Origin of the sequence: Brevundimonas nasdae (assembly GCF_019395145.1) — a bacterium.
GTDB lineage: Bacteria > Pseudomonadota > Alphaproteobacteria > Caulobacterales > Caulobacteraceae > Brevundimonas > Brevundimonas nasdae.
Window position 1 is genome coordinate 2646307 of the sequence record NZ_CP080034.1, and the last position, 26717, is coordinate 2673023.

Genomic DNA, 26717 nt, shown 5'->3' on the forward strand with positions numbered 1-26717 from the left:
GTGAACAGCCGCGCTCAACCCGCGAGCGCCCGCGTCGCCAGCATGGCATATTCAAAATGTAGGGAAGTAGAGACCGCGACCCGAAGGTGAATTCGTTGTGGCTGCTGCCTTCCGGCCCTGACCAGATTGGCGAAGCCTTCGCCCGCGATCTCCGAGAGGGGATATGACGGCTGATGCGATGAGAATCAAGTCTTCTCGCCCCTCCTGCAGCGGCGCTACAAGGAGGCATGGCTCACCTGAACATCTTCGCCGGCAATCCGCTGGACCGCGCCGGCGACCTTCGCAACGATCCCGAGTGGCTGGCCGAGCAGGCGGATAAGCCTTACGCCCAGGCGATGGTGCTGTGGGAAGGCCGCCCGCTGATCGAGGACAGCGCGGACGGTCCGCGCCTGACCTGGCTGTCGATGGCCCACGCCCGCGACATGGTGCGCGACCGCGAACTGTTTCTGGGGCTATGGAAGGACGAGCCGGTCTTCGCCGTCGAATTCGAAGGCTCAATCGACCCCGCCGAGGGCCCGGTGCGGGGCATCGGCGCCTTTCATGAGATGCGGGCCGCCGCCGCCATACTGTCGGCAAGCGAGGCCGCCATGGCGGGCGGCGCCAAGAGCCTGTTCGACTGGCGGCGCAGGCATGGTTTCTGCGCCAACTGCGGCACCCTGACCCAGACGGCGTCGGGCGGCTGGAAGCGCGTCTGCCCGGCCTGCGGGACCGAACATTTCCCCCGCGTCGATCCGGTCACCATCATGCTGCCCGTCTATAAGGGCGGGCCGGAGCCGATCTGTCTTCTGGGACGTCAGGCCGCCTGGCCGCAGGGCCGGATGTCGGCCCTGGCCGGTTTCCTGGAGCCCGGCGAATCAATCGAGGAGGCTTGCGCCCGCGAGGTGAAGGAAGAGGCGGGTCTGACGGTGATCGACACGGCCTATCACTCCAGCCAGCCGTGGCCCTTCCCGTCGCAACTGATGATCGGCCTGATCGCCGAGGTGTCGGACAATCAGGCGCAACCGGACCAGACCGAGCTGGAATCCGTCGGCTGGCTGACGCGGGCCGAGGCGCGGGCGGTGCTGGCGGGCGAACACCCGACGATCCAGGCCCCGCCCCCCTTCGCCATCGCCCACAGCCTGATCAAGACCTGGGCGGAGGAGGCTTAAGGCGCAATCGGCACTCAGCGAAGACTGTCATTCCGGGGCGTCCATAGGACGAACCCGGAACCCAGGAGGCCTGCATCCGCTGCGGAATGCATCGAGCGTCACGCCTGTAGACCTGGATTCCGGGGTCTTCGCTAGCTCAGCCCCGGAATGACGATGTCGGCTAAACCAGCGCGCGGGCCGCTTCGAGGTCCGCCGGGTTGTCGACGGACAGGGGGGCCTCGTCGATGACGGCGGCCCAGATCTGCATCCCCATCTCCAAGGCGCGCAGCTGCTCCAGCTTCTCGCGCTTCTCCAGCGGCGATTGCGGCGCGTCGCAGAACCGATTCAGCGCCGCACGGCGATAGCCATAGACGCCGATGTGACGCCAGATCGGCGCCTCCCCATAAAGGGTCGAACGGGTGAAATAGAGGGCGCGGGCCTGACGCTCACCCTCAGCCAGGGCCAGCACGGCCTTGACCACGTCAGGGTTGGCGCGGTCCGAGGCGTCCGCCTCCCTCGCCACCAGGGTCGCAATGTCGCACGTCGGCTCGCCATGCAGGATGGCGGCGCAGGCGGTGGCCAGACCGGGACTGGCGAACGGCATGTCGCCCTGCACATTGATGACCGCGTCAAAATCGCCTTCAGGGTCGATGGCGTCCACGGCGGCGCGGATGCGGTCGGACCCGCTGGGCAGGTCGGGGTCGGTCAGGATCGCACGGCCGCCAATGGCTTCGATGGCCGCCACGATCTCGGGATCGCCCGCTGCGACCGCAACCGGGAGGCCCGAGGCCTCGGCCTGCTGGTAGGCGCGAACGATCATCGGCACGCCGCCGATATCGGCCAGCGGCTTGTTCGGTAGACGGGTCGCCGCCATGCGAGCGGGTATCATTATCAAAGGATTCATCGGCTTCCCTGACGACTGTCGGACCCGTCATGTGCCGGGCGCGGTTGCGAAGGCCGCGCTACCGTGCCAGAGACGCCAAGGCAAGAATATGTCCGGGGCGTGTTTTGCGAGGGGCCCGGAGCGGCAGAGGGAATCGACCAGGCGCATGAGCGGCGATCTGAAGTGGAACAAGATTTTCGGTGCGGCCCTGGGGACGGCTTTCGTCATCCTGGTCGTGCAGCAGGCTTCGGGCCTGATCTATCATTCTGAGCCCCCCGAAAAGATGGGCTATTTCGTCGACGCCCCCGATGAGGCGGCAGGCGGCGCTGCGGAAGTGGAGCTGCCGCCGGACTGGGGCACGGTCCTGCCGACGGCGGATCTGGCGGCTGGCGAGGCGGCGTTCGCGCGCTGCCAGGCCTGTCACGACGCGCACCAGGGCGGAGCCGACAAGATCGGTCCTAACCTGTACGGCGTGGTCGGCGGCCCGGTCCTGCACCGCGCAGGCTTCGCCTATTCGGACGCCATGACCAAGCACAAGGCCGATGTTCCGACCTGGAACTATGACGCCCTGAACAGCTTCATCACGGCCCCGGCCAAATATGTGCCCGGCACCAAGATGTCGTTCGCCGGCATCCGCGACACCCAGACGCGCATCAATCTGATCGCCTGGCTGCGCACCCAGGGCTCGACCAACGACCCGATCCCGGCGCCCGATCCTTCGCGTCAGCCGGGCGCGGCGGCTCCGGCTGAAGGCGCGGCCCCGGCTGAGGGCGCGGCTGGCGCAGAGGCTCCGGCGGCGGCTGCAGCGGCCCCGGCTGAAGCTCCGGCTCCTGCGGCAGCGCACTGATTCAGCGACTGAATTGAGAAGGGGCGGCTCGCAGGAGCCGCCCCTTTTTCATGCCGGTGTGTCTGAAAACTCAGAGACGGCGGAAGACGGCGGGGGCAAAGCCGTCGGCGACGAAGCGCGCCTCGACCTCGGCCAAGGTCTCGATCACCACCCCACCGCGCGAGCCGGTCGAGTGGATCAGACGCTCACCGTCGATCATCAGGGCCGAATGTCCGGTCCAATCATGATCACCTTGCGGCGCCATCCAGACGACAATGTCGCCGCGCTGCAGATCATCAGGCGCAACCGCGCGGCCCAGTTCGGCCTGAGCGTGCGAACGGCGTGGTCCGGCCAGACCACAGGCCAGCAGCGCCTGCTGCACCAGACCGGAGCAATCGGTTTCAATCGATGACCGCGCGCCCAGCGCATGAGGCCGCCCCAGCAGGCGTTCGGCCACCGCAACGGGATCACGTTCGAAATCGCCGACCGGCGCCAGATCGGCCTCGGCCAAACCTTCCGCCTCGATCACCAGAGAATTCAACGGGAGAGCCGCATCGACGGCGGCGACGCGCCGGGTCGCCAGCGGCGCGCCCTCTTTCAGACTGTCCAGCACGACCCAGCCGACCACGCCATCGCGGCGCGCCCGACCAAAGGCGCGACCACCCACCGTCTCCAGCACATCGAAAATCTCGCCGAACAGCAGCTGATCGATCCGCTCATCGCTGGACGAGAACAGGTCCGCCACCGGCGCCCGGCAATGCATGGCGTCGGTCTTGCGATACCGGTCGGCGCGCACCAGCCCCTCCAGCGCCTGTTCGGCGAGGTCGGAACGGGCGAGCAGATCGCCGGGCGGAAGAAGGTCGAGGACGTCGGTCAACGTGGGCTCGCGTCTATGGAGACCTCAGACTATCCACTGATGGCGAACCGCCCGTTAACAGCCGACGATTTTCTGAGGACAATCAACAGAACCGCGTTCGGCTTGTTTGACTGTCCGGCTTGAATGGGCAAGGGGCGCGCCCACATCGATTCCATAGGGTAAGCACATCTGGGGCCCCACATGCTGCTGATATCAAGCCTGCTCATTGCCTTCGGATTGACCCTTTTTGACCGAGGACCAATCGGCGCGTCGTTAAGACTTTGGCTGGTGGAGACGCCCGCACGTCACCTATCCCGCATCTCGCGCGGACAGGTCCTTGGCCTGCTTCTGGTCGTCGGCCTTGGCGTTCTGGCCGTCGCCCTGTTCGAGGCGGAAGGCGTGCGGATATACGCGATGGCCGCGCCAGAATTGACGGGCTGGGTGCTGATGTTCGACGTGACCGTGGTGTTCGACATGATGGCTCTGGCCATCAGCCTGCGCGCCGCAGCCAGTTGGCGCGGGCTGGTTCGTCAGATTCGGTCTGCCGTCGGTATTGCCGCACGTATGGCGACAACAGCAGTCAAGGGCGTGCGGTCGAGGGCACGGCGCATCCGACCGCTTCGACCGCCGTCCGACGAAAGCAGCGAGATAGAACCTGACGCGATCTTCGCCTGACGATCAGGCGGCGTATCGCGCCCTCAGCATGGCGTAACAGGCCCGCAGCGCCTGGGCCTCAGCGCCCTCTGGATATCCGGGGCGGGCGCGGGGGTTCCAGGCGAAGATGTCCATGTGCGCCCAGGCGCCGGTTACGGGTGCGAACTTCTGCAGGAACAGGGCGGCGGTGACCGATCCGGCCTGGGCCCAGGCCGAGGAATCGTTCTTCATGTCCGCGATCTCGGTGTCCAGCGCGGCGCGGTACCCGGCCCACAGCGGCATCCGCCACAGGGGATCGCGCACCTCAGCCGCCGCCGCCAGCAGGCTCGCCGCCAGGGCTTCGTCATCCGTATAGAGCGGCGGCAATTCCGGCCCCAGGGCGATCCGCGCCGCGCCGGTCAAGGTGGCGAAGTCCAGCGTCAGGTCCGGCGAATGCTCGCCCGCCCGCGTCAGGGCGTCGGCCAGGATCAGCCGCCCCTCAGCGTCCGTATTGCCGATCTCGATGGTCAGACCTTTTCGGCTGTTCAGAATGTCGCCGGGACGGAAGGCGTCGGCGGACACCGCATTCTCGACCGCAGCCACGATGACCACCAGCCGCACGGGCAGGTCCGCCTGCATGACCAGCCGCCCCAGCGCCAGAGCATGAGCCGATCCGCCCATGTCCTTCTTCATGTTGCGCATTCCGGCGGCGGGCTTCAGGTCCAGACCGCCGGTGTCGAACACCACCCCCTTGCCGACCAGGGCGACCAGCGGCAGGTCCGTCTGGTCCAGCTTCCAGCCGATTTCGATGACGCGCGGCGCCCGGTGCGGGGCGGCGGCGCGGCCCACGGCATGAACAGCGGGGTAGTTGTCTTCCAGCAGGGCGTCGCCCGTCGTCACCGTGATCGTCGCCCCAGCGCTTTCGGCGATCTCGCGGGCGATCGTCTCGATCTGCAACGGCCCCATGTCGGCGGCGGGGGTGTCGACCATTTCCCGCGCCAGGGCGCAGGCGGCGGCGATGCGGCTGACCTCGGCGGCGTCCAGCCCCTCGGGCGTCACCAGCCGCACCAGCCCCTTGTCCGTCCGCGCCTTGTAGCGGTCGAACACATAGGTCCCCAGCAGGAAGGCCAGCGTCGCCTGCCCCGCCTGATCCGCCGCCACATCCAGCCTGTAAACCCCGCCCGGAAGGCGCGCCGAAAGGCCGCGCGCGGACATGGGGTCGAACCGGTCGCCCGCGCCGACGATCACCTGACCCACGCCGCCCTGCGCATTCGGCACGACCAGAAACTGACCGGGCTTACCCTCGAAGGCATGGACATCGGCCCAGCGCTGCGCCGCCTCATCCAGTTGATCACCCGGGCCGACGAAACGGATCGGTATCGCGTTCGCGGTGTCTTCTGCGGCGACCAGTTGGGGGTGCAGTGCGGACATGGAGGCAAACCTTTCCGGCCATTAACCAAGATTTGACGCGAACCCGCGATTCTCAGACGCAGAACCCAGGACCGTCAGGATCCACCCCATGTCGCGCATGACCGCCCGTCTCGCAACCATCGCCCTGCTGACGCTGACCGCATCGCCCGCGCTGGCCGAGGCGCGCGCGCCTGCGGATCAGGCGGCATCCAGCCTGCGCCAGGCGTCTTCGCCCGAAATCCGCGCCACCTATGACCGGATGGACGCCCTGTCGCGCTCGGTCTTCTGGGCCAGCGAACAGGAGGCCGTGCCCAATGATCCCGTCGCCGGGGTCAGGCTGGCCCAGGCCCTGCGCGAACTGGGGCGTTACGATCAGGCGGTCGAGGCGGCGGAGACGACCCTGGCCATCCAGCCGACCAATCTGGACGCCATGCTGGAGCTCGGCCGTGCCCATATCGCTCGGGGGCAGGCCTTCTACGGCATCGGTCCACTGGAGCGGGCGCGCGACCAGGCGCCGCGCGACTGGCGCGCCTATTCCTTGCTGGGCACGGCCTATGAGCAGGTGCGCCGGTTTGACGAGGCCCGCGCCGCCTGGAACCAGGCCCTGACCCTGTCGCCGAACAATCCCGATGTGCTGGCCAACGCCGCCATGTCCGCCGCGACGCAAGGGGACGCGCCGGGCGCGGAGACCCTGCTGCGCCGCGCCGTGGCCCAGCCGAACGCCTCGCTGAAGGTCAAGCTGAACCTGGCCATGGTGCTGGGTCTGCAGGGCAAGATGGGCGAGGCGGAGCAGATTCTGCGTCGTGAAATGCCGCCCGAACAGGCCGAGCGGAACCTGCGCTGGCTGCAGGATCGCGGGTCGCCTCGCACCCCCGACGGCACGCGCACCTGGACCTCGCTGCAGGGCGGTTGATCCCGACCGGGCCGCCATGCTGATAGGGGGCATGACTTCCTCCCCCCGCGCCGCCGCCAAGACCTATCAGGCCTTCCTGTTCGACATGGACGGCACCCTGATCACCTCGACCGCCGCCGCCGAGCGGGTGTGGAGCCGCTGGGCCGAGCGGCACGGCATTGATGTCGCCGCCTTCCTGCCGACCATGCACGGGGTGCGCGCCGCCGACACCATCAGGAAACAGAACCTGCCGGACATCGACCTGGAAGCCGAGATCGCCTGGGTCGAACGTGGAGAGATCGAGGATGTGGAGGGGGTCGTTCCCATTCCCGGCGCCATCGATTTCGTCAAACGCCTGCCGCCCGACCGCTGGGCCATCGTCACCTCGGCCACCGTGCCCCTGGCCCGTGCGCGACTGACCGCCGCCGGCGTAACCCCGCCCGCCGTCTTCATCACCGCCGAGGACGTCGAAAACGGCAAGCCCGACCCGGCGGGCTATCTGAAGGCGGCGCGAACGCTGGGCTTCGACATCGCCGACTGCCTGGTGTTCGAGGACGCCGAGGCGGGGGTCCGCGCGGGCGAGGCTGCGGGCGCCGACGTGGTGGTGATCACCGCCGCCCAGCAGCACCCGCTGAAGACAAACTGGCCTGAACTGGCCGACTATGCGGATGCGGAACTGACGGTCAGCAGCACCGGCCTAAACATCATCCTGCAGCACACACCGCGAGAGGAAGTCCAACCATAGCAGGAAGACGCCCGCCACGACCCGCTGGGTCAGTTCTCTTAGACCCTCCGGGTCCATCCCTGCCGCCGACGCCCAGATATAGGCCACTACAGGGAGACGGCGATGTCGAAGACGACAATCGACACTCCGACCAGAATGACGCCCGCATTCACCAGCCCGTGACCTGTGGGCCGACATCAGCGTCATCTCGTTGGCCTGCTGTCGGATGCCCCTGTAGCCGGGCGCCCAAGACACGTGAAAAGCCTTTCATATTCAGGCAAGAACCGAATGTTGAAGCCTTAGCCTTTCACGCTCAAAGCCTGAAACCGGGACAGAATTCCCCGGCATTGCCGTACGATCGCTGGCAAGTAGGATTGATCAAGTTCGAAGCGAAACCTGTGCGACTGCGTCATATGATCGGGCGTGGCCTCAACGACGAGGGCGATCTGCCCACGCACATCGATCTCCAACACCGCCTTGATCGCAGGCTCGACCGGATACAGCTCAGCCTTTCCGCTCAAATTCTCCGACATGGCTTCAACCTGCTGCAGGAAGGCCGCCACCTCGCCCCTGCGCAACCACGGCCCACTTAGCTCGACCAAGGCGCCGGGCGCCTCGACTCTGGCGTAAATGATCAGCCAGTTTCCATCATCGCCGTCATCACTGTGCGGATGCTCTCGCCCATCCACCCAGATGGACAGTCCGCCCAGCGTCAGGTGCGCTTCAGTGTCGGGCTCGAAAAACCGCGTCATGCCGAACTCTAACTTAGCCGCAAGATCAAGCAAACCGTCCATCTTCCCCCTCGCGCGCACACGTCCTATCTTCACCCCATGATCGACGATCTCTACAGCACGCGCATCCTGACGCTGGCGGCGAACCTGCCGCACGCGGGGCGGCTGGCTGCGCCTGAAGGCACGGCGGAGCGGGTCGCCAAACTGTGCGGATCGCGGGCGACGGTCGATGTGGTGCTGGACGATCAGGGACGGATCGTTGAGTTTGCGCAGGACGTTAAGGCCTGCGCCCTGGGTCAGGCGGCGGCGGGGGTGCTGGGCCAGTCGGTGATCGGGGCCAGCGTCTCCGAGATCGCCGACGCCCGCGACGCCATGTCCGCCATGCTGAAATCCGGCGGCGACGGCCCGACCGGTCGGTTCGAGTATCTGCGCGTCCTGAAACAGGTTGCTGACTATCCCGCGCGCCACGCCTCGTCGCTGGTCGCCATCGAGGCGACGCTGGCCGCCGTCAATCAGGCGCTGGAAAAGCATCACACCAACACGCGAACTCGCCTCGCCGGCGCGGCTTGAGGCCCTGCCCGGTTGATCCCCCTGCTGTGACAGGGGATAAGCACGGCGAACCCTCATCAGCCCCCGGCGAAGGGACAAATGTCTCTCTATGAACGCGGCGTGCGCGCGGCCCATCGGGGCTACAAGCTGACGCTGTCCCCCCTGATCGGCCAGCAGTGCCGATTCCTGCCGACCTGTTCGGACTATGGGCGCGACGCCCTGATCCAGCATGGTCCGGTGCGGGGGGGATGGCTCACCGTGCGCAGGCTCTGTAAATGCCATCCTTTCGGAGGGTCGGGTTATGATCCCGTGCCCCCAGTCAAAGAAAAACGATGATCGAACTGAAATTCCCCGACGGCGCGGTGCGTCAGTATCCGCAAGGCTCGACGGGCCGCGACGTGGCCGCCGCCATTTCTCCCTCTCTGGCCAAGAAGGCGGCTCTGGTCGTCTGGAACGGCGAGAAGCGCGACCTTGACCGCGTCATCGACGGCGACGGCGATTTCCGCCTGTTGATGCGCGACGATCCTGAGGCGCTGGAGACCATCCGCCACGACGCCGCCCACGTGCTGGCCCAGGCGGTGCAGGAACTGTTCCCCGGCACCCAGGTCACCATCGGCCCGGCCATCGAGGACGGCTTCTATTACGACTTCGCCCGCGACGAACCCTTCTCGACCGACGACTTCGCCAAGATCGAAAAGAAGATGGGCGAGATCATCGACCGGGGCGCCCCGCTGGAGCGCCAGGTCTGGCTGCGCGACGAGGCCATCGCCCACTTCGAGAAAATCGGCGAAAGCTACAAGGCCGAACTGATCCGCGACCTGCCGAAGACGGAAACGATCACCGTCTATAAGCAGGGCGAATGGGCGGACCTGTGCCGCGGACCGCACTTCCCCACAACCAAGTTCGTCGGCAAGGCCTTCAAGCTGACCAAGCTGGCGGGCGCCTATTGGCGGGGCGACAGCAACCGCGCCCAGCTTCAGCGCATCTATGGCACCGCCTGGGCGACCAAGGAGGATCTGGACGCCTATCTGCTGCGGATCGAAGAGGCCGAAAAGCGCGACCACCGCAAGGTCGGCAAGGCGATGGAGCTCTTCCACATGCAGGAAGAGGGGCGCGGCATGGTCTTCTGGCACCCCAAGGGCTGGGTGCTGTGGCGCGTGCTGGAGGCCTATATGCGCCGCCGCCTGGACGCCGCCGGATACGTCGAGGTCAAGACGCCCCAGGTGCTGGACCGCAAATTCTGGGAGCAGAGCGGCCACTGGGACAAGTACCGCCCCAATATGTTCGTCTGCGAGACGGTCGAGGGCGAGACCCTGTCGCTCAAGCCGATGAACTGCCCCGGCCACGTCCAGATCTTCGATCAGGGCCAGCGGTCCTATCGCGAGCTGCCGCTGCGCATGGCCGAGTTCGGCGCCTGCCACCGCTATGAGCCGTCGGGCTCGCTGCACGGCCTGATGCGCGTGCGCGGCTTCACCCAGGACGACGCCCACATCTTCTGCCGTGAGGACCAGATCGTCGAAGAGACGGCCGAGTTCATCAAGCTGGCCCGCAGCGTCCACGCCGACCTCGGCATGGAGACCGCCTATATCAGCCTGGGCACCCGTCCCGAGAACCGGGCCGGTTCGGACGAGTTCTGGGACAAGGCCGAAGCCCTGATGCTTGAGGCCGCCCGCGCCGCCGGGACCGAACCGGTCGTGACCGAGGGCGACGGCGCCTTCTACGCGCCAAAGCTGGACTTCATCGTCAAGGACGCCATCGGCCGCGAATGGACCTGCGGCACGATCCAGCTGGACTATGTCCTGCCCGAACGTCTGGACGCGACCTATATCGCCGAAGACGGCCAGAAGCACCGCCCGGTCATGCTGCACCGCGCGATCCTGGGGTCGTTCGAACGGTTCATCGGCATCATGATCGAGAACTATGCGGGCGCCTTCCCGCTGTGGCTGGCCCCGACCCAGGCCGTGGTGGCGACCATCACGTCGGACGCCGACGGCTATGCCGAAGAGGTCACGGCCAAGTTCCGCGCGGCGGGCCTGCGCGTCGAAACCGACCTGCGCAACGAGAAGATCAACTACAAGATCCGCGAACACTCAGTCGGCAAGGTGCCCGCCATCGCCGTCGTCGGCCGCAAGGAAGCCGAAGAAGGCAAGGTCGCAATCCGCCGCCTGGGCAGCCAGGCCCAGACCATCGTCACCATCGAGGAAGCCATCGCCCTCCTCACCGACGAAGCGACGCCGCCGGATCTGAAGCGGCTCGGCCAGTAAACCGAGGCATCGCCTTTCATAACCGCCTGATGGGTGGTCAATCGATAGTGATAAACAGAGAGGGGCGGGCCGATGGCGCGTCCCTCTTGTCGTTGATACTGAGCAGTATCTCCCCCAGACCAGACACCCTCAGGCCCATGCGACACGCGACAATGATCGCCATAGCCATACTGGCGGGCGCCTGCTCGCCCCCACCAGCGCCTGAAAAGCCGTCCAAGAGCCGCACACAGCCTGAGCCCTGCATGGGGTCATCCGAGAAAAGATGCGTGGTCTATGAAACGGGCGTCTTTTCCTCAGGCCCCGACGCGGACGGTGCCGCGCTTGTCTATCAGCTTCAAGGCACAGGCCCCGCCGATCCCAAGAACAGAGCGGGTTTCTGTTACGACGGCTATTGCGCCGTAGCGGTCATTCGCCAGACAAAGGACGGCCAGCGACAACTTCTGGCCCACGCCGAAAGCCAGGACGCGCAATGGTACAATCCTCCCTATCAGACGGGAGAGCTGATTGTGTTCGAGAGCAACGCTCTCGGCAGCGGCAACTACAACGACGACATCGTCTTCCATCTTTCCAGCGACGGCCGCTATTCACGGGTCGATGTCCAATCGTGGAAAGCCGAGGTGACCGGCCTGACCCTGGCCCCTAATTCCTACTTCGACTGGCACACCGATTATCGGGCTATGGTCGGCGGGACATCCCTGCTGTCAGGCGCACCAGACGAATGGCATCGCGCCCCCAAAGGCGGATGCGCCCGCGTGTTCCTGATGCTGAAGGGCGACGCCTTGACCGTGGCGGCGCCCGCCGCGCAGATTCCCGGTGGCGGCTGCTGACCGCAAGGTTCAATCGGCATTCAACCTCAGACCGTCCTTCCGGGGCGTCCGTAGGACGAACCCGGAATCCAGGAGACTCGTAATCCAGCGCCGAATACGCCCAGCAACGACGCCGCAGCCCTGGCTTCCGGGTTCTTCGCTTCGCTCAGCCCCGGAATGACAGTCTGAGATTGCGGTCGACTGGTTCTAGCGCTGCCCGCAAACGAGAAAGCCCGCCCCAAGTGAACGGGGCGGGCTTTCTGCTATCCGAAATTCAGCGAAAATCAGTCGCGCAGCAGTTCGTTCACGCCGGTCTTCGCCCGTGTCTGAGCGTCGACCCGCTTGACGATGACGGCGCAATACAGCGACGGGCCGCCCTTGGGGTCCGGCAGAGAACCCGGCACGACGACCGAATAGGCCGGAACTTCGCCGCGGAAGACTTCGCCGGTGGCGCGGTCCACGATCTTGGTCGACCCGGACAGATAGACGCCCATGGCCAGGACCGCGCCCTCGCGCACGATCACGCCCTCGGCGACCTCGGCGCGGGCGCCGATGAAGCAGCCGTCCTCGATGATGGTGGGATTGGCCTGCAGAGGCTCCAGCACGCCGCCGATGCCCGCGCCGCCCGACAGGTGCACGTTCTTGCCGATCTGGGCGCAGGAGCCGACCGTGGCCCAGGCGTCCACCATCGTGCCCTCATCGACATAGGCGCCAATGTTCACGAACGACGGCATCAGCACGACGTTCTTGGCGATATAGGTGCCCTGACGGACGATGGCGCCCGGCACCGAGCGGAAGCCCGCCGCCTGATAATCGGCCTGACCCCATTCGCCGAACTTGTTCGGCACCTTGTCCCAGAAGGGGCCCAGCCCCGAGGCGTGGTCCGACGAGATCGGCAGGACCGGGCCGCGCGATCCGGCGCGCATGATCTGGTTGTCGTTCAGGCGGAAGGACAGCAGCACCGCCTTCTTCAGCCACTGATGCGTGGTCCAGACGCCGTTGTCGCCGCGCGAGGCCACGCGCGCCTGGCCGGAGTCCAGCAGGGCCAGCGCGCTTTCGACGGCATGGCGCACATCGCCCTGCGTCGCGGCCGAGACATTGGCGCGGTCTTCCCAGGCCGCCTCGATGACGGATTCGAGATGCGACAGGTCGGTCATGCGGCGTCCTTGAGATTCAGGTCGGAGAGGAAGTCGAGAAGATCGGGGGCGATGATGTCGATGTGGTCGCCCAACGGCTTGCCATGCCCGTCGCCGATCAGAACCGTGGTCATGCCCAGCGCCTTGGCCGGCTCCAGGTTCTTGGGCGTGTCTTCGAAAAAGGCGGCGCGGTGGGACTGGATGTCGAACCGCTCCAGCATCCGCCGGAAGGTCGCCGGGTTCGGCTTGGGCGTCAGATCCCCGTCCTCGATGGCGAAGACGCCTGCGAAACAGTCGGAAATCCCGATCCGGTCCAGCACCCGGTGCGCATAGTCGCGCGCGCCGTTGGTGAAGACGAAACACTGGCCCGGCAGGGCCTTCAGCCGTTCGGCCAGACGCGGGTTCGGCTCGACCGAATCCAGCGGCACGTCATGCACTTCCTTCAGGAAGCGGTCGGTGTCGACGGCGTAGTTGGCCATCAGGCCCGCCAGCGTCGTGCCGTGCTCGTCCAGAAACTGGCGCTGCATCACCGCCGCCTCTTCCGGCGCCAGGCCCACGGCCTCGACCACGAAGGCGTTGATCCGCGCCTGGACCAGACGCATCAGCCCCTGCTCACGCGGATAAAGGGTGTCGTCCATGTCGAACACCCAGGCGTTGACGTGGCCCAGATTGGCGGGGTTCAGGTCGGTCAAGACGCCTTCACCAGGGTGCCTGCGCCGAACTCGGTGAACAGCTCCACCAGCATGGCGTGCGACCGGCGGCCGTCCAGAATGACCACGGCCTCGACGCCCGCGCGAACCGCCGCCATCGCCGTCTCCAGCTTGGGGATCATGCCGCCCGTAGCCACGCCGGTGTCGATCAGGTTCTGCGCCTCTTCCAGCGTCATCTGGCGGATGATCTGGCCGTCCGCCCCCTTGACCCCCGGCACGTCCGTCAGCAGCAGCATGCGCTTGGCGTTCAGCGAACCGGCGATGGCGCCCGCCACCGTGTCGGCGTTGACGTTGAAGGTCTGGCCGTCCTCGGCCACGCCGATCGGGGCGATGACCGGAACCCAGTCCTCGGTCTCCGAGGCGATCAGTCCGGCGATCAGCTTCGGATCGACCTTGGTCGGTTCGCCGACATAGCCCAGATCAACCTCGTGCTCGATCATGCTGTCGGGGTCGCGCTTGGTGCGGCGCGTCTTCTCGACCGTCAGCAGACCCGCGTCCTTGCCCGACAGGCCCACGCCACGCACATCGGCTTCCTTGCCGGCCATGGTGATCCAGTGGGCGATCTCTTTGTTGACCGCGCCCGACAGCACCATCTCGGCGACTTCCATCGTCGCCGGGTCCGTGACCCGCAGGCCGTCGATGAAGCTGGATTTCACGCCCGCCTTATCCAGCATGGCGCTGATCTGCGGCCCGCCGCCGTGCACTACGACCGGGTTCACGCCCATCAGCTTCAGCAGCACGACATCGGCGGCGAATTGCTTGGCCACGGCGCTCTCGCCCATGGCGTGGCCGCCGTATTTGATGACCACGGTCTCACGGTCATAGACCTGAATATACGGCAGGGCCTCGGCGAGCGTCTTCGCCGTCTCCCAGCTGCGTTCTTCGGATTGGCGTTCGGTTTCGTTCATTGCCCGCGCGAGATAGCGGGGGTGACGCGCGGAGTCACGCCCGGAAGGGTCTTTGCCACGGTCATTCTGGTCAGGCGATCACAACACATGTTAGGTCCGACACGACCCGCACGCGGTCGAGACCTCATCGAGATGCGCGGAAATGCCTGACACGAAAGCGAAGGATCGCACTGGCCAGTCCATCTGCGTTGACGGTTTCAACCTCGCGGCGACCCAAGGCACAGGAATCGCCACATATAGCCGTAATCTGCTCAAGGCGGCTGATCGTCTAGGCTTTCGAACCGAAGCACTATTTGGGCCCACGATCCCAGCCGGGCCGTTCAAGCCTTTTGGGGAGGTGGCGATACTGGATCCGGAACGCCCCGCCACACCGCTCCGCATGGCGCAGAAGTTTGATCGCGATCTGCGGACTTTCTTCAGCCCGCAAGGCCGAACAGCTCACCCTGTCAGCATTTCCAGCGACGTGATCTGGCCCGGCGGTGAAGCCGCCCGCCCCGTCGCTGCTCAGTTCTGGGCCAGTCACAAGCTGTATTTCTACGCCAACCGCGCCTTCAAGAAGCATGGTCGCGGCACGCCAGTACATTTTGCGACCGATGAGGCCCCCGCGCCTGACGTGATGCACTGGACCACGCTTCTTCCGCTGCGCGCCCGCAATGCGCCCAACATCTACACAATCCACGACCTGATTCCTCTGCGGCTTCCGCACACGACACTGCACAACAAGCAGGTGTTCATGAACCTGTGCCGTGAAGTGGTGCGCCACGCAGATCATATCGCCGTGGTGTCAGAAGCCACGCGCCAGGACGTCATCCGCATGCTGGGCGTTCCAGAGGACCGTGTCACCAACACCTACCAGGCGGTCAGCCTGCCCGAAGCCCTGATTGATCGCCCTCAGGCCGATGTCGCCATAGAACTCGAAGCGACATTTCAGCTCGGCTGGAGCGAATATTTTCTACATTTCGGCGCCGTCGAGCCGAAGAAGAACCTGGGCCGTGTCGTCGAAGCTTATCTGGCCTCGGGCGTAAAGACGCCGCTTGTCGTCGTCGGAGGCCGGGGCTGGCTGAGCGAGCCCGAAATCGCACCCATCACACACCTGAAGTCCGTAGGCGGTCCAGGCGCTGACCGGGTCCATTTCTACGAATATATGTCATTCACCACCCTGATCAGCCTGATCCGTGGCGCTCGGGCGGTCCTGTTTCCGTCCCTGTATGAGGGATTTGGCCTTCCCGTGCTCGAAGCGATGAGCCTGGGCACACCCGTTCTGACGTCCAATCAAGGCTCTCTTCCCGAGGTCGCCGGCGACGCCGCGCTTCAGGTCGACCCTTATGACATCGATGCGCTCGCCAAAGCCGTGAGAATGATCGACGCCGACGCAGGGTGGCGCGAGGAGGCGTCTGCACGAGGTCGAACGCAAGCCGCCCTCTTCAACAACGATGCCTACGACGCCCGCTTACGTGAGTTGTACAGCAAGGTGGGCGCTGAATAGCCGTAAAAATTTTCACCGCTTCAAGCCACGAATACGATTTACAAATTCAACAGCGCCGGATCTCCCCCCTGCGCTGCAATGTTCACGCTGATCGCCTTCTCGGCAGCGTAACGGATCAGGCTGTTGGGTCCGCCAGCCTTGGGGCCAGTGCCGGACAGGCCTTCGCCGCCGAAGGGTTGGACGCCGACGACGGCGCCGGTGATGGAGCGGTTGACGTAGACGTTGCCGGCGGGGACTAGGGCGACGACTTCATCGGCGAAGGCCTCGATGCGGCTGTGGACGCCCAGGGTCAGGCCGTAGCCGCGCGCAGCCAGCTTGCCCGCGACCGTCTTCAGGTCGGACGGCGCATAGCGGTAGATGTGCAGGATAGGGCCGAACACCTCGCGCTCCAGGAAGTCGGGCGTGGGGATTTCGGCGATGGTCGGGGCGAACAGGTCGCCCTTTTCGGCGCCCAGCGGCAGGTTGGCGCGGGCGATGATCCTGGCTTCCTTGGAAAGGCGTTCGACGTGGGTTTCCAGGGCGCGGCGCGACTCCGGGTCGATGACGGGGCCGATGTCGGTCTTGGGGTCGGCGGGGTCGGCGACGGTCTGGACGGCCAGAGCGCCCTTCAGTCCCTCGATCAGGGCGTCGGCGGAATCCTTGGGCACATAAAGGACGCGCAGGGCCGAGCAGCGCTGCCCTGCTGAGCCGAAGGCCGACAGGATGACGTCATCGATGACCTGCTCCTTCAGCGCCGTGGTGTCGATGAACATGCCATTCAGGCCGCCGGTTTCGGCGATGAAGGGGATAATGGCGCCGGGGCGCGCGGCGATGGAGCGGTTGATGGCCGCGGCCGTGTCGGTGCCGCCGGTGAAGGCGACGCCGTCGATGCCCGGATGCGTGACCAGGGCCGCGCCGACCGTCTCGCCACGACCGGGAACCAGAGCCAGCAGGTCGGGGTTCAGACCCGCCCGGTGATACAGACGCACGGCCTCGGCGGCGATCAGCGGCGTCTGTTCGGCAGGCTTGGCCAGCACGGCATTGCCGGCGGCAAGCGCAGCGGCGATCTGGCCGGTGAAGATGGCCAGCGGGAAGTTCCACGGCGATATGCAGGCGAAGACGCCGCGCCCGTGCAGGATCAGCTGATTGGTTTCGCCAGTCGGGCCTTTCAGCGTCTCGGGCGCGGAGAAGTCGCGTTCAGCCAACAGCGCATAATAGCGGCAGAAGTCGGCGGCCTCGCGCACCTCGGCGACGCCGTCGTTCAGCGTCTTGCCCGCCTCGCGGCTGAGCAGGGCGATCAGACGGTCCATGTCCGCCTCCAGCGCATCACCCATGGCGCGCAGGATCACGGCGCGTTTGGCGCCGCCCTGACGGTCCCACTGAACTTGGGCGTTGCCGGCGGCTTCGACGGCGGCGTCGATGTCGGCCTCGGTCGCCTCCGACACATGACCCAGCACCTGAGTGCGGTCGAACGGATTGGTCACGTCCTGGGCGTTGATCCCGGCGCGCAAGCGTCCAGCGATCAGGGGGCCGGAGGTCAGTTTTTCACGATCGACCAGCTGCAGCGCCTTGGCGTGGGCTTCGCGGTCGGCGGCCTGGGAATAGTCGCGGCCGAGGGAGTTCTGACGATCGCCGTACATATCTTGCGGAACCGGAATCTTGGGGTGACGGTCGGGCGCCTGCTCGACCAGGGAAATGGGATCAGCCGCAACGGCCGAGGCGGGAACACGCTCGTCCAGCAGGGCGTGGACGAAGGAGGAGTTGGCGCCGTTCTCCAACAAACGGCGCACCAGATAGGGCAGCAGTTCCTCATGCCCGCCGACGGGGGCGTAGGCGCGCACAATCACCGTCTCATCGGACCATTTCTCGATGGCGGCGTCGTACAGGGCCTCGCCCATGCCGTGCAGGCGCTGATGCTCGACGGTGACGCCGCGATCGCGCGCCATGCGGCGCACGGCGGCCAGGGTGTGGGCGTTGTGGCTGGCGAACTGGGAATAGATGTCGGGCGAGGCCTCGATCATGGCGCGCGCGCAGACCAGATAGTTCAGATCGGTCGCCGTCTTGGTGGTGAAGACCGGATAATCGGTGCGGCCGAAGACCTGGGCGCGCTTGATCTCGGTGTCCCAATAGGCGCCCTTGACCAGACGCACCATCAGGCGACGGTTTGAGCGGCGGGCCAGGTCGGCGACCCGCTGGATCGTCTCCAGACCCCGCTTCTGATAGGCCTGAACCGCCAGGCCCAGACCGGTCCAGCCGCCCAGCGAGGGCTCGTGCGCCAGCCGATCCAGAAGCTTCAGCGACAGGGCCAGGCGGTCCGCCTCTTCGGCGTCCATCGTGTAGTTGATGTCGTATTTGGCCGCGATCTGGGCCAGACGAAGGATGCGGGGATACAGGGTCGCCCAGATGTCGTCCTCGTGCGTCGCCTCATAGCGGGGCGACAGGGCCGACAGCTTCACCGACACGCCGTGGCCGTGTTCCGGCCCCTGCCCCTTTGACGTCCTGCCCACCGCCTCGATGGCGTCGGCGTAGATCTTTTCATAGCGATCAGCGTCGGCGACGGTGCGGGCGCCCTCGCCCAGCATGTCGAAGCTGCACAGCCAACCTTCCTTGTTCGAGCGTTTCAGCGCCGACTGGATGGTGCGCCCGACCACGAACTGCTCGCCCATGATCTTGACGGCGGTGGCCACGGCCTGACGGATGACCGGCTCTCCGATCCGGCCCGCGATCCGCTTCAGGAAGCCGGACAGGTCGGTCTTGGCCTCATCATCCACATCGACCAGCTTGCCGGTCAGCATCAGACCCCAGGTCGAGGCGTTGACGAACAGACTGTCGGATTGGCCAAGGTGCGACGCCCAGTCGGCGGAACCGATCTTTTCCGCGATCAGACGGTCGCGCGTCTCTTCATCCGGCACGCGCAGCAGGGCCTCGGCCAGGCACATAAGGGCCAGGCCTTCACGGGTGCCCAGCGAGAACTGCTGCAGGAAGCTTTCGACCACCCCCTGTTTCTTCTGACTGCGGCGGGCGTGCTCGACCAGGGCCACCGCCTCATCCACCACCGCAGCGCGCTCAGCGGAGTTCAGCGGAATCCGCGCCAGATTGGCGGCGACGGCCTCGCGCTCATTCTGAAACTTGCGCGCATCCAGACCGTCCCATGCGGCCAGGCTCGAAGGCGTGAAGGGGGCAGTGGTCATGGCGCGGCAAATCCTGTGGATTTAAGCCCTATATGCCGGAGTTCATTGAAGGTGCTTCGTATGATAGATCAACGAGCCGATGATCATTCGTATTCAGGGGCGATTTTCCGATGATTGAAATCGACGCCGTCGACCGCCGCATCCTGCGGGTGCTGCAAACCGACGCCCGCATCTCCAACGCCGAACTGGCCCGGCGCTGCAACCTGTCGCCCGCAGCCTGTTTCGAGCGGGTCAAACGCTTGCGCGAAAAGAAGATCATCACCGGCTATGCCGCCATGATCGACCCGGCCCAGGTCGGGCGCGACCTATTGATCTTCGTCGAGGTTCTGCTGGACCGCACCACCGGCGACGTCTTCGACGCCTTCGCCGAGGCCGTCCGCACCCAGCCCGAGGTTCTGGAATGCCACATGGTCGCCGGCGGCTTCGACTATCTGATCAAGGCCCGCGTCGGCGACATGGACGCCTACCGCGCCTTCCTGGGCGACGTTCTGGTGCGGATGCCGGGCGTGCGCGAGACCCGAACCTATGCGGTTCTCGAAGAGGTGAAGTCGACGACCGTGCTGCCGATCTAGCATCCGTCTCGCCATCGTCATCCGAACCGGCTAGAAGTTCCGCTCTTGATTAACGGCTCAGGGTCCGCCCGCCTCAATGCGCATCGTTCTGGCCACCGACGCCTGGGAGCCCCAGGTCAACGGCGTCGTCCGCACCCTGACCCGCACCATCGCGGAATGCCGCGCCATGGGGCATGAGGTCGAGGTCATCGAGCCCAGCCTGTTCAAGACCATTCCCTGCCCCACCTATCCGGAAATCCGACTGGCCCTGGGCGCTGAGGAAGAGATTCGCGAAATGCTGCGCGCTTTCGAGCCCGAGGCCGTGCACATCGCCACCGAAGGCCCCATCGGCATCGCCACGCGCCGCATCTGCGTGGAGTGGAAGCTGCCGTTCACGACCAGCTATCACACCAAATTTCCGGAATATGTCTCGGCGCGTTTCCCGATCCCGGTGCAGGTCGGCTACGCCTATATGAAGTGGTTCCACAAGCCGTCGGGCCGCCTGATGGTGGCGACACCGACCCTGCGCGACGAACTGGTCGAGCACGGCTTCAAGAATGTCTCGCCCTGGTCGCGCGGCGTGGACACCGAGGTGTTCAACCCCGACCTGGAGCGCATCTATGACGAGATGGGGGGAAAAGACTGGCCCCGCCCCTTCTTCCTGAACGTCGGCCGCGTGGCCGTCGAGAAGAACATCGAATCCTTCCTCCAGTTGGACCTGCCCGGCACCAAGATCATCGTCGGCGACGGTCCTGCCCGCGCCGACCTGCAGGAGAAATATCCGGAGGCCAAGTTCCTGGGGGCCAAGTTCGGCGACGACCTGGCCCGCTGCTTCCGGGATGCCGACGTCTTCGTCTTCCCCAGTTGGACCGACACCTTCGGCCTGGTGATCCTGGAGGCCATGGCCACCGGCACGCCGGTCGCCGCCTATCCGGCCCACGGCCCGATCGACATCATCCCCGGCTCCAACGCCGGCGCGATCGACAAGGACCTGAAGACCGCCTGCCTGGAATGCCTGAAGCTCGACCGCAAGGACGTGCGCGCCTACGCCGAGAAGTTCAGCTGGCGCGCGTCCGCCGAGCAGTTCGTCGAGAACCTGCAGCCCTATCCCGAGCCCGAGCGCGGCCGTTTCTGGCGCCGCCTGCGCCGCATCGCCCGCATCCGCAAACGAGCGGCGGCCTAGAGCGCACAGAAATTCACGCCGTTGAAGTCCCTCACTCGACCGTGACGGACTTGGCCAGGTTGCGGGGCTGGTCGACGTCGGTGCCTTTCTGGACGGCGGTGTAATAGGCCAGAAGCTGCATCGGCACGGCATAGACCAGCGGCGCGATCAGGGGGTGGCAGTCGGGGGCGTCGATGCGGCGGATGCCGACGCCGTGCGGATCGGGCGCGTTCTCGGGCGTGATCATGATGACCGGGCCACCACGCGCTGCGATTTCCTGAAGGTTCGACGCGGTTTTGTCGAAGACATCGTCCAGGGGGGCCAGAGCGATGGTCGGGGTTTCTTCGTCAATCAGGGCGATGGGGCCGTGCTTCAGTTCGCCGGCGGCATAACCCTCGGCGTGGATGTAACTGATCTCCTTCAGCTTCAGCGCGCCTTCCATGGCCAGCGGGAACATGGGACCACGGCCCAGGAACAGAACGTCGGTCGCCTTTGACAACTCCTGGGTCACCGCGCGGATGGTTTCGTCCATCCGCAGGGCTTCGGCGATCACGCGCGGGCTTTCGAACAGGGCCTTGACCAGTTCCGCCTCGGCAGCCGCATCGATCCGGCCGCGCGCGACGCCCGCGGCAACGGCCAAGGCCAGCAGGGCGGCGACCTGGGCGGTGAAGGCCTTGGTCGAGGCGACGCCGATCTCCGGCCCGGCGTGGGTCGGCCACAGCACCGACGCCTCGCGCGCCATCGAAGACGTATGGACATTGACCACCGCCGCCGTCGGCAGACCCTGGGCCTTGCACCAGGTCAGGCTGGCCAGGGTGTCGGCGGTTTCGCCCGACTGGCTGACGGCGACCGCCAGCGTCGTCTTCGAGACGGCGGGCGAGCGGTAGCGGAACTCGGATGCGATCTCCACGTCGCAGGGCAGGCCCGCCAGCTTCTCGAACGCATAACGGCCGATCTGACCGGCGTAGAAGGCGGTGCCGCAGGCGACGATCTGGATGCGGTCGATGGCGGCGAAATCGACGCCCTGCGGCTTCACCTTACCGGTGACCAGATCGAGATACTCCGACAGGGTGTGCTGGACGCTGTCGGGCTGTTCATGGATTTCCTTCTCCATGAAGTGACGGTACTCGCCCTTTTCGACCATGGCCGAGGACGCAGACACCTGAACCACGGCCCGGTCGACCGGCTGGCCCGAGGCGTCGAACATTTCGGCGCCGTCGCGGGTGACGGCGACATAGTCGCCCTCTTCCAGATAGGAGATCTGCTGCGTGAAGGGGCCGACCGCCAGGGCGTCGGACCCCAGATACATCTCGCCTTCGCCCCAACCGACGACCAGCGGGCTGCCGCGACGGGCGCCCAGGATCAGGCCGTCCTCGCCGTCGATCAGAACGGCCAGGGCATAGGCCCCCGTCAGCCGATCCAGCGTGGCCTTAAAGGCCTCCATCGGCTTGCGGCCCGTCTTCAGTGCGGCGTCCAGCAGGTGGGCGATGACCTCAGTGTCGGTCTGGCTTTCGAAGACATGACCTTCAGCGGCCAGTTCAGCCTTCAGTTCGGCGAAATTCTCGATGATGCCGTTGTGGACCAGGGTCACGCGCCCGGCCTTGTGCGGGTGGGCGTTCACCGTGGTCGGCGCACCGTGGGTGGCCCAGCGGGTATGGCCGATGCCGATGGTCGCCTTCAGCGGCTCTTCCGCCAGAACGGCTTCCAGATTGCGGATCTTGCCCTTGGCCCGACGGCGCTCGACCGTGCCATCCACCATGGCGGCGACCCCGGCGGAATCATAGCCCCGGTACTCCAGCCGTTTCAGGCTGTCGATCAGGCGGGGAACAACTGGGCCGTTGCCGATGACGCCGATAATGCCGCACATGTCTGGAAGGCTCCGTAACAACGCAAAAGGGTCGCCGCTTTGCACTGAGGGCGATCCGGGGTTAAGCCACAGACCAAGCCCCATTGGCCGTCTATGCAATCTTAAGGCGCGCCGCATCAAAAAAGGGGTTTCGGAACGTTACCCGAAACAAGAGGACCTCACCTTGGGCGACAGAAAATACTTCGGCACCGACGGCATGCGTGGTCGGGCCAACACCTATCCGATGACGGCGGAAGTCGCCCTGCGCGTCGGTCTGGCGGCGGGCAAGCTGTTCCGCACCAGCGACGACCGACGTCATCTGGTGGTGATCGGCAAGGACACTCGCCTGTCGGGCTATATGATCGAACCGGCCCTGGTGGCGGGCTTTGCATCAGTCGGCATGGATGTGCGCACCTTCGGCCCCGTGCCGACGCCGGGCGTGGCCATGCTGACGCGGTCGATGCGGGCCGATCTGGGCGTGATGATCTCGGCCTCGCATAACGACTACGCCGACAACGGCATCAAGCTGTTCGGCCCGGACGGCTATAAGCTGTCCGACGAGATCGAGTTGAAGATCGAAGCCCTGATGGACGCCGGTCTGGACCAGGATCTGGCGCCGTCCAACAAGCTGGGCCGGGTCAAACGCATAGACGACGCCCAGGCCCGCTATATCGAGATCGCCAAACAGGCCTTCCCCAAACGTCTCAGCCTGCAGGGTCTGCGCATCGCCGTCGATTGCGCCAATGGCGCAGGCTACAAGGTCGCCCCCACCACCCTGTTCGAACTGGGTGCCGAGGTCTTCCCCGTCGGGGTCGAACCCAATGGCGTCAACATCAATGCCGAGTGCGGTTCGACCCATCCGGCGACCCTGTCAGAGGCGGTCAAACGCTACCGCGCCGACATCGGGATCGCCCTGGACGGGGATGCGGACCGGCTGATCATCTGCGACGAGAAGGGTCAGGTGGTGGACGGCGACCAGATCATGGCTCTGGTCGGTCTGGACTGGGCCAGACGCGGCCTGCTGACCGGCGGCGGCGTGGTCGCCACCGTCATGTCCAACCTGGGCCTGGAGCGGCGCCTGAAGTCTGAAGGCCTGTCGCTGGAGCGCACCAAGGTCGGCGACCGCTATGTGATGGCGCGGATGCGCGAAGGCGGCTTCAACATCGGCGGCGAACAGTCGGGCCACATCATCCTGCGCGATCACGCGACGACCGGCGACGGCTTGATGGCGGCGTTGCAGGTGCTGGCCGTCCTGGTCGAATCCGGCAAGCCGATGAGCGAACTGGCCCATCAGTTCGACGCCGTGCCCCAGTTGCTGGAGAATGTCCGTTTCAACGCTGGCAAGCCGCTGGAGAACGACGCCGTCGTGGCCGCCATCGCCGAAGCCGAAGCTGCGTTGAATGGTCAGGGTCGGCTGCTGGTCCGCGCGTCAGGCACCGAAAAGCTGATCCGCGTCATGGCCGAGGGCGACGACGAGGCGCTGGTGAAGCGGCTGGTGGCGGAAGTTGCCACAGCAGTGAAGACGGCAACGGCATGAGCAAGCGCACCTCACGCGCACCATGAAATAGTTTCTACTTCGACCATAGCCGTGGCACAGCCCGATGCGGCACTCGAGTTCAACCCTGAGCTCTCCGCTTGGTGAACGAATATTGGACAGTCTGATGTTTATGGAGCGCAACTTGCTAAAGCGCAGCATGCGATTTTTCTATCGGGTACGGTACGAATGGATCGGACGGCAGCCAAAGTATGCAGAAAGCCTAGCGGCGGCACGAGAGGCCAGGACGGTGGGCGATTGGGGAAATGCAGCAGTTCGCTTCGAACAGGCTCTTCGCGCTCGGCCGAATAGCGGCAGTGCTCGCCTCGGCCTCGCCCATTCGCTTAAAGAGCTTGGTAGATTAGGAGAGGCTGAAACGGTTTATCGAGAAGCTGTGAAGCGATCCCCGAAATCGGCAGATGCATATGTCGGATTAGGACATGTACTCAACTTATCAGGAAAATCCGATGAGGCAGCTATCGCTTATGCTGGCGGTGTGAAGTTGAGAGCAAAGCGTCCGCTCGCAGAATCCGCAGAACAGTGGTCTAAATTCCGCAGCACACTTGTAACTCCTCCGGTTCCCGGCATTCCGAATGCCACCCCTTTTAAAATTTTAGTAGATGGGAGAGGTATTGGGCCCTCAATCCTTCTCGCAATGATTCGAGGCCTAAACAAGCAGTCTGAGACCACATGGAGAGCGTTTTTTCTAGTTGATTCTGACGTGATGAACCATTCGGTTGCAAGCAGAATGTTCCACGACAATCGATTTTCATTCTTCGATGATATTACTGCATTCAAGTCATGTAATGACACGGACAATTTCTCTGAAATTGTCACTCTAACTTCAGGCGCCATACTTACCCCTCTAGCATTGCAATGGCTGCGCTTTGCAAGCCGGCAGCTGCCGACAGATGCAATATACGCCGACCATGATTACCATCATCAGAATAGGTATAGGACGCCGCGTTATTTTTCGCCAATTTTGTATCCGGCTCCTGCTCGTATCGACATCGAGACCTGCCTGATCGGGCCGTCAGTATGTCATTTTTCACGTCTCGATTGGAACACAGCCATAGATACGCTAAGAGACACAATAAAAGGAGACTGGATCAAGACATTAATACGAGATCATTTAGATCGTCACCTACATGTTAGGCACATCCCCTTAGTTCTCTCATCGGTATGCTCGTCCGCCGCGATCATTTCCGACTACCCACCCCAAAGAGATACCGACCCGAACCATCACCACGAACGAATAACCGTAGTAATACCCACACGCGACGAGCATGAGACCTTAGAAGCGTGCATTATTTCTCTAACAAAGCATTCCGATAGAATCGATTTGCTAGATATATTAGTTCTTGACAATCGAAGCCAACAAGAAAAGACGTTTTTGACCTTTGAGAGAATTTCATCCAACAACCCATGCAAGATAATTCCAGCAGATGAACCATTTAATTGGTCGCGCCTAAACAATATTGGAGCCAGACACGTACCTGAAGGCATCATCTTGTTTGCCAACAACGACATAGAGATGCTGTCTAGTGGGTGGGATACTCGATTGAGGGAGACGTTGGCAGATCCCGATGTCGGAGCGGTTGGCGCTCGGCTACTTTATCCGGATGGTACACTCCAGCACTCCGGCGTTGTTATGGGAGGAATATCTGGACGGCCAATACATGAAGGGCGTGGCACCTTACCAAGTGACGGCGGCCCCCTGAATCGATGGAAGCGCTCCCGAGAAGTGGCGGCAGTTACTGGCGCGTTCCTAGCTGTCCGACATGATGTGTTCGAACGCGCAGGGGGATTTGAGGAAGATTTAGCTATTGCTTATAACGATCTAGACTTTTGCCTGAAGGTCCGCGCGTGTGGCCTGTCGGTAGTTTACTGCGCCGAAATTGAAGCACTGCATTATGAGAGCAAAACTCGGGGCTTCGCGTTGACGTCAGAGAAAGCGTCATGGGATGATGAGGAGTTTCAAGAGCTAAGTGATCGATGGGGTCGTGCATGCACTACCGATCCTTACGTGAACCCGATGTGGACATTTTCTTCAGACCGATCTTTTGAATCGATACGAGAACTAACGGCTTCTGAAGCGACCGCCTCCATCGAAGGAGATTTTTTAATCCGCCACGCCGGTTGATCGTCATACGCGCCCTGACACTCATCCAAGAATAGCTACGGTCTGCCTTCAACTGTGTGAAGCCAAACAACTGGGCGCCTCTGGTCAGTTCGTGCGGACGGCTTGCGCCAAGCTGGACACGGCATCGGTCAGAGTTGTGGGGCGACAGAGCTATTCAATAAAGCGCCGTCGCCCCACAACGGAACTGACCCGCAGAAATCGGGCTGTCTAGAACTAACTGTCGGCTGCTGACTCTCAGCTGACCTTCGGCAGGTTCGCTCCTGGGCTGGCTCCACACCATCGCCACAAGCCGGGACTGGCGCTCATGTCGAGGCGTCGAGGCATCTTTTCTGAGCCGCTAGCTTCATCCCATCCGGTGGATGGCCGCATC

23 protein-coding genes and 1 other RNA gene are annotated in these 26717 nt (G+C 64.5%); 14 read left to right on the forward strand and 10 right to left on the reverse strand.

Translation table 11 applies throughout. From position 1 onward, the window contains the following. Positions 1-61 precede the first annotated feature (61 nt). Positions 62-157: signal recognition particle sRNA small type (gene ffs, locus KWG56_RS12880), an RNA gene on the reverse strand. 70 nt (positions 158-227) lie between these two features. On the opposite strand from ffs, the gene nudC reads away from it, so the two are divergent. Beyond that, the gene (gene nudC, locus KWG56_RS12885) at positions 228-1148 is read left to right on the forward strand and encodes an NAD(+) diphosphatase (protein WP_219355057.1); all 921 of its coding nucleotides are present in this window, start codon (positions 228-230) and stop codon (positions 1146-1148) included. A gap of 160 nt (positions 1149-1308) precedes the next feature. Here the strand turns inward: nudC and KWG56_RS12890 are convergent, their stop codons facing one another. Beyond that, positions 1309-2031, reverse strand: coding sequence for a 3-deoxy-manno-octulosonate cytidylyltransferase (locus KWG56_RS12890; RefSeq protein WP_219355058.1), 723 nt, complete (start codon positions 2029-2031; stop codon positions 1309-1311). Between the two features lie 145 nt (positions 2032-2176). Between KWG56_RS12890 and KWG56_RS12895 the strand changes: the two genes are divergently transcribed. After that, on the forward strand, positions 2177-2857 hold the full coding sequence (locus KWG56_RS12895) for a c-type cytochrome (RefSeq protein WP_219355059.1): 681 nt from the start codon (positions 2177-2179) through the stop codon (positions 2855-2857). A 70-nt stretch (positions 2858-2927) separates the two neighbouring features. Here KWG56_RS12895 and KWG56_RS12900 read toward each other — a convergent pair whose 3' ends face one another. Beyond that, positions 2928-3713 (reverse strand): C40 family peptidase, encoded by a 786-nt coding sequence (locus tag KWG56_RS12900; RefSeq protein WP_219355060.1) that lies wholly within the window; start codon positions 3711-3713, stop codon positions 2928-2930. A 180-nt stretch (positions 3714-3893) separates the two neighbouring features. Here KWG56_RS12900 and KWG56_RS12905 point away from each other — a divergent pair, with 180 nt between their 5' ends. After that, positions 3894-4367 carry a hypothetical protein gene (locus KWG56_RS12905; protein ID WP_219355061.1) on the forward strand — a complete coding sequence of 158 codons (474 nt, stop codon included), beginning with the start codon at positions 3894-3896 and terminating at the stop codon, positions 4365-4367. Positions 4368-4370: 3 nt separating this feature from the next. Here KWG56_RS12905 and KWG56_RS12910 read toward each other — a convergent pair whose 3' ends face one another. After that, the gene (locus KWG56_RS12910; RefSeq protein ID WP_219355062.1) at positions 4371-5756 is read right to left on the reverse strand and encodes a leucyl aminopeptidase family protein; all 1386 of its coding nucleotides are present in this window, start codon (positions 5754-5756) and stop codon (positions 4371-4373) included. Between the two features lie 88 nt (positions 5757-5844). Between KWG56_RS12910 and KWG56_RS12915 the strand changes: the two genes are divergently transcribed. Continuing rightward, positions 5845-6648, forward strand: a complete 804-nt coding sequence (locus KWG56_RS12915) for a tetratricopeptide repeat protein (protein ID WP_219355063.1) — start codon at positions 5845-5847, stop codon at positions 6646-6648. A gap of 31 nt (positions 6649-6679) precedes the next feature. Continuing rightward, entirely contained in the window at positions 6680-7372 is a 693-nt protein-coding gene (locus KWG56_RS12920) for an HAD family hydrolase (RefSeq protein ID WP_219355064.1), read from the forward strand. A gap of 278 nt (positions 7373-7650) precedes the next feature. Here KWG56_RS12920 and KWG56_RS12925 read toward each other — a convergent pair whose 3' ends face one another. Then, on the reverse strand, positions 7651-8145 hold the full coding sequence (locus KWG56_RS12925) for a WapI family immunity protein (RefSeq protein ID WP_219355065.1): 495 nt from the start codon (positions 8143-8145) through the stop codon (positions 7651-7653). A gap of 36 nt (positions 8146-8181) precedes the next feature. Here KWG56_RS12925 and KWG56_RS12930 point away from each other — a divergent pair, with 36 nt between their 5' ends. The 4 genes from KWG56_RS12930 to KWG56_RS12945 all read left to right on the forward strand — a co-directional run bounded on the left by KWG56_RS12930 (position 8182) and on the right by KWG56_RS12945 (position 11722). Continuing rightward, a complete protein-coding gene (locus KWG56_RS12930) occupies positions 8182-8652 on the forward strand; it encodes an iron-sulfur cluster assembly scaffold protein (protein ID WP_219355066.1) in 471 nt (156 codons plus the stop codon). Positions 8653-8730: 78 nt separating this feature from the next. Further along, entirely contained in the window at positions 8731-8967 is a 237-nt protein-coding gene (yidD, locus tag KWG56_RS12935; RefSeq protein WP_201100996.1) for a membrane protein insertion efficiency factor YidD, read from the forward strand. Beyond that, on the forward strand, positions 8964-10895 hold the full coding sequence (gene thrS / locus KWG56_RS12940) for a threonine--tRNA ligase (protein WP_219355067.1): 1932 nt from the start codon (positions 8964-8966) through the stop codon (positions 10893-10895). The genes yidD and thrS overlap by 4 nt, the downstream gene beginning before the upstream one ends. A gap of 137 nt (positions 10896-11032) precedes the next feature. Beyond that, positions 11033-11722, forward strand: coding sequence for a hypothetical protein (locus tag KWG56_RS12945; protein ID WP_219355068.1), 690 nt, complete (start codon positions 11033-11035; stop codon positions 11720-11722). Positions 11723-11985: 263 nt separating this feature from the next. Here the strand turns inward: KWG56_RS12945 and dapD are convergent, their stop codons facing one another. Genes dapD through argB form a run of 3 tightly spaced genes read right to left on the reverse strand, consistent with a single transcriptional unit; the run spans position 11986 to position 14455 of the window. After that, positions 11986-12858 carry a 2,3,4,5-tetrahydropyridine-2,6-dicarboxylate N-succinyltransferase gene (gene dapD / locus KWG56_RS12950; RefSeq protein ID WP_219355069.1) on the reverse strand — a complete coding sequence of 291 codons (873 nt, stop codon included), beginning with the start codon at positions 12856-12858 and terminating at the stop codon, positions 11986-11988. After that, positions 12855-13529 (reverse strand): pyrimidine 5'-nucleotidase, encoded by a 675-nt coding sequence (locus KWG56_RS12955; protein WP_244999511.1) that lies wholly within the window; start codon positions 13527-13529, stop codon positions 12855-12857. Before KWG56_RS12955 ends, dapD begins: the two co-directional genes overlap by 4 nt. Then, entirely contained in the window at positions 13526-14455 is a 930-nt protein-coding gene (gene argB / locus KWG56_RS12960; RefSeq protein ID WP_201100992.1) for an acetylglutamate kinase, read from the reverse strand. Before argB ends, KWG56_RS12955 begins: the two co-directional genes overlap by 4 nt. A gap of 142 nt (positions 14456-14597) precedes the next feature. Between argB and KWG56_RS12965 the strand changes: the two genes are divergently transcribed. Then, positions 14598-15941, forward strand: coding sequence for a glycosyltransferase family 4 protein (locus tag KWG56_RS12965; protein ID WP_219355070.1), 1344 nt, complete (start codon positions 14598-14600; stop codon positions 15939-15941). A 38-nt stretch (positions 15942-15979) separates the two neighbouring features. Here KWG56_RS12965 and putA read toward each other — a convergent pair whose 3' ends face one another. Then, the gene (gene putA / locus KWG56_RS12970) at positions 15980-19111 is read right to left on the reverse strand and encodes a bifunctional proline dehydrogenase/L-glutamate gamma-semialdehyde dehydrogenase PutA (RefSeq protein WP_219355071.1); all 3132 of its coding nucleotides are present in this window, start codon (positions 19109-19111) and stop codon (positions 15980-15982) included. A gap of 110 nt (positions 19112-19221) precedes the next feature. Between putA and KWG56_RS12975 the strand changes: the two genes are divergently transcribed. Both KWG56_RS12975 and KWG56_RS12980 read left to right on the forward strand, forming a co-directional pair. Next, on the forward strand, positions 19222-19683 hold the full coding sequence (locus KWG56_RS12975) for an Lrp/AsnC ligand binding domain-containing protein (protein ID WP_201099541.1): 462 nt from the start codon (positions 19222-19224) through the stop codon (positions 19681-19683). A 76-nt stretch (positions 19684-19759) separates the two neighbouring features. Next, entirely contained in the window at positions 19760-20845 is a 1086-nt protein-coding gene (locus KWG56_RS12980; protein ID WP_219355072.1) for a glycosyltransferase family 4 protein, read from the forward strand. A 31-nt stretch (positions 20846-20876) separates the two neighbouring features. Here KWG56_RS12980 and glmS read toward each other — a convergent pair whose 3' ends face one another. Further along, complete coding sequence (gene glmS, locus KWG56_RS12985; RefSeq protein WP_219355073.1) at positions 20877-22691, reverse strand: glutamine--fructose-6-phosphate transaminase (isomerizing); 1815 nt, start codon at positions 22689-22691, stop codon at positions 20877-20879. A 163-nt stretch (positions 22692-22854) separates the two neighbouring features. Here glmS and glmM point away from each other — a divergent pair, with 163 nt between their 5' ends. Both glmM and KWG56_RS12995 read left to right on the forward strand, forming a co-directional pair. Beyond that, positions 22855-24207 (forward strand): phosphoglucosamine mutase, encoded by a 1353-nt coding sequence (glmM, locus tag KWG56_RS12990; protein WP_219355074.1) that lies wholly within the window; start codon positions 22855-22857, stop codon positions 24205-24207. 124 nt (positions 24208-24331) lie between these two features. Beyond that, complete coding sequence (locus KWG56_RS12995; RefSeq protein WP_219355075.1) at positions 24332-26347, forward strand: tetratricopeptide repeat protein; 2016 nt, start codon at positions 24332-24334, stop codon at positions 26345-26347. Positions 26348-26717: the final 370 nt, after the last annotated feature.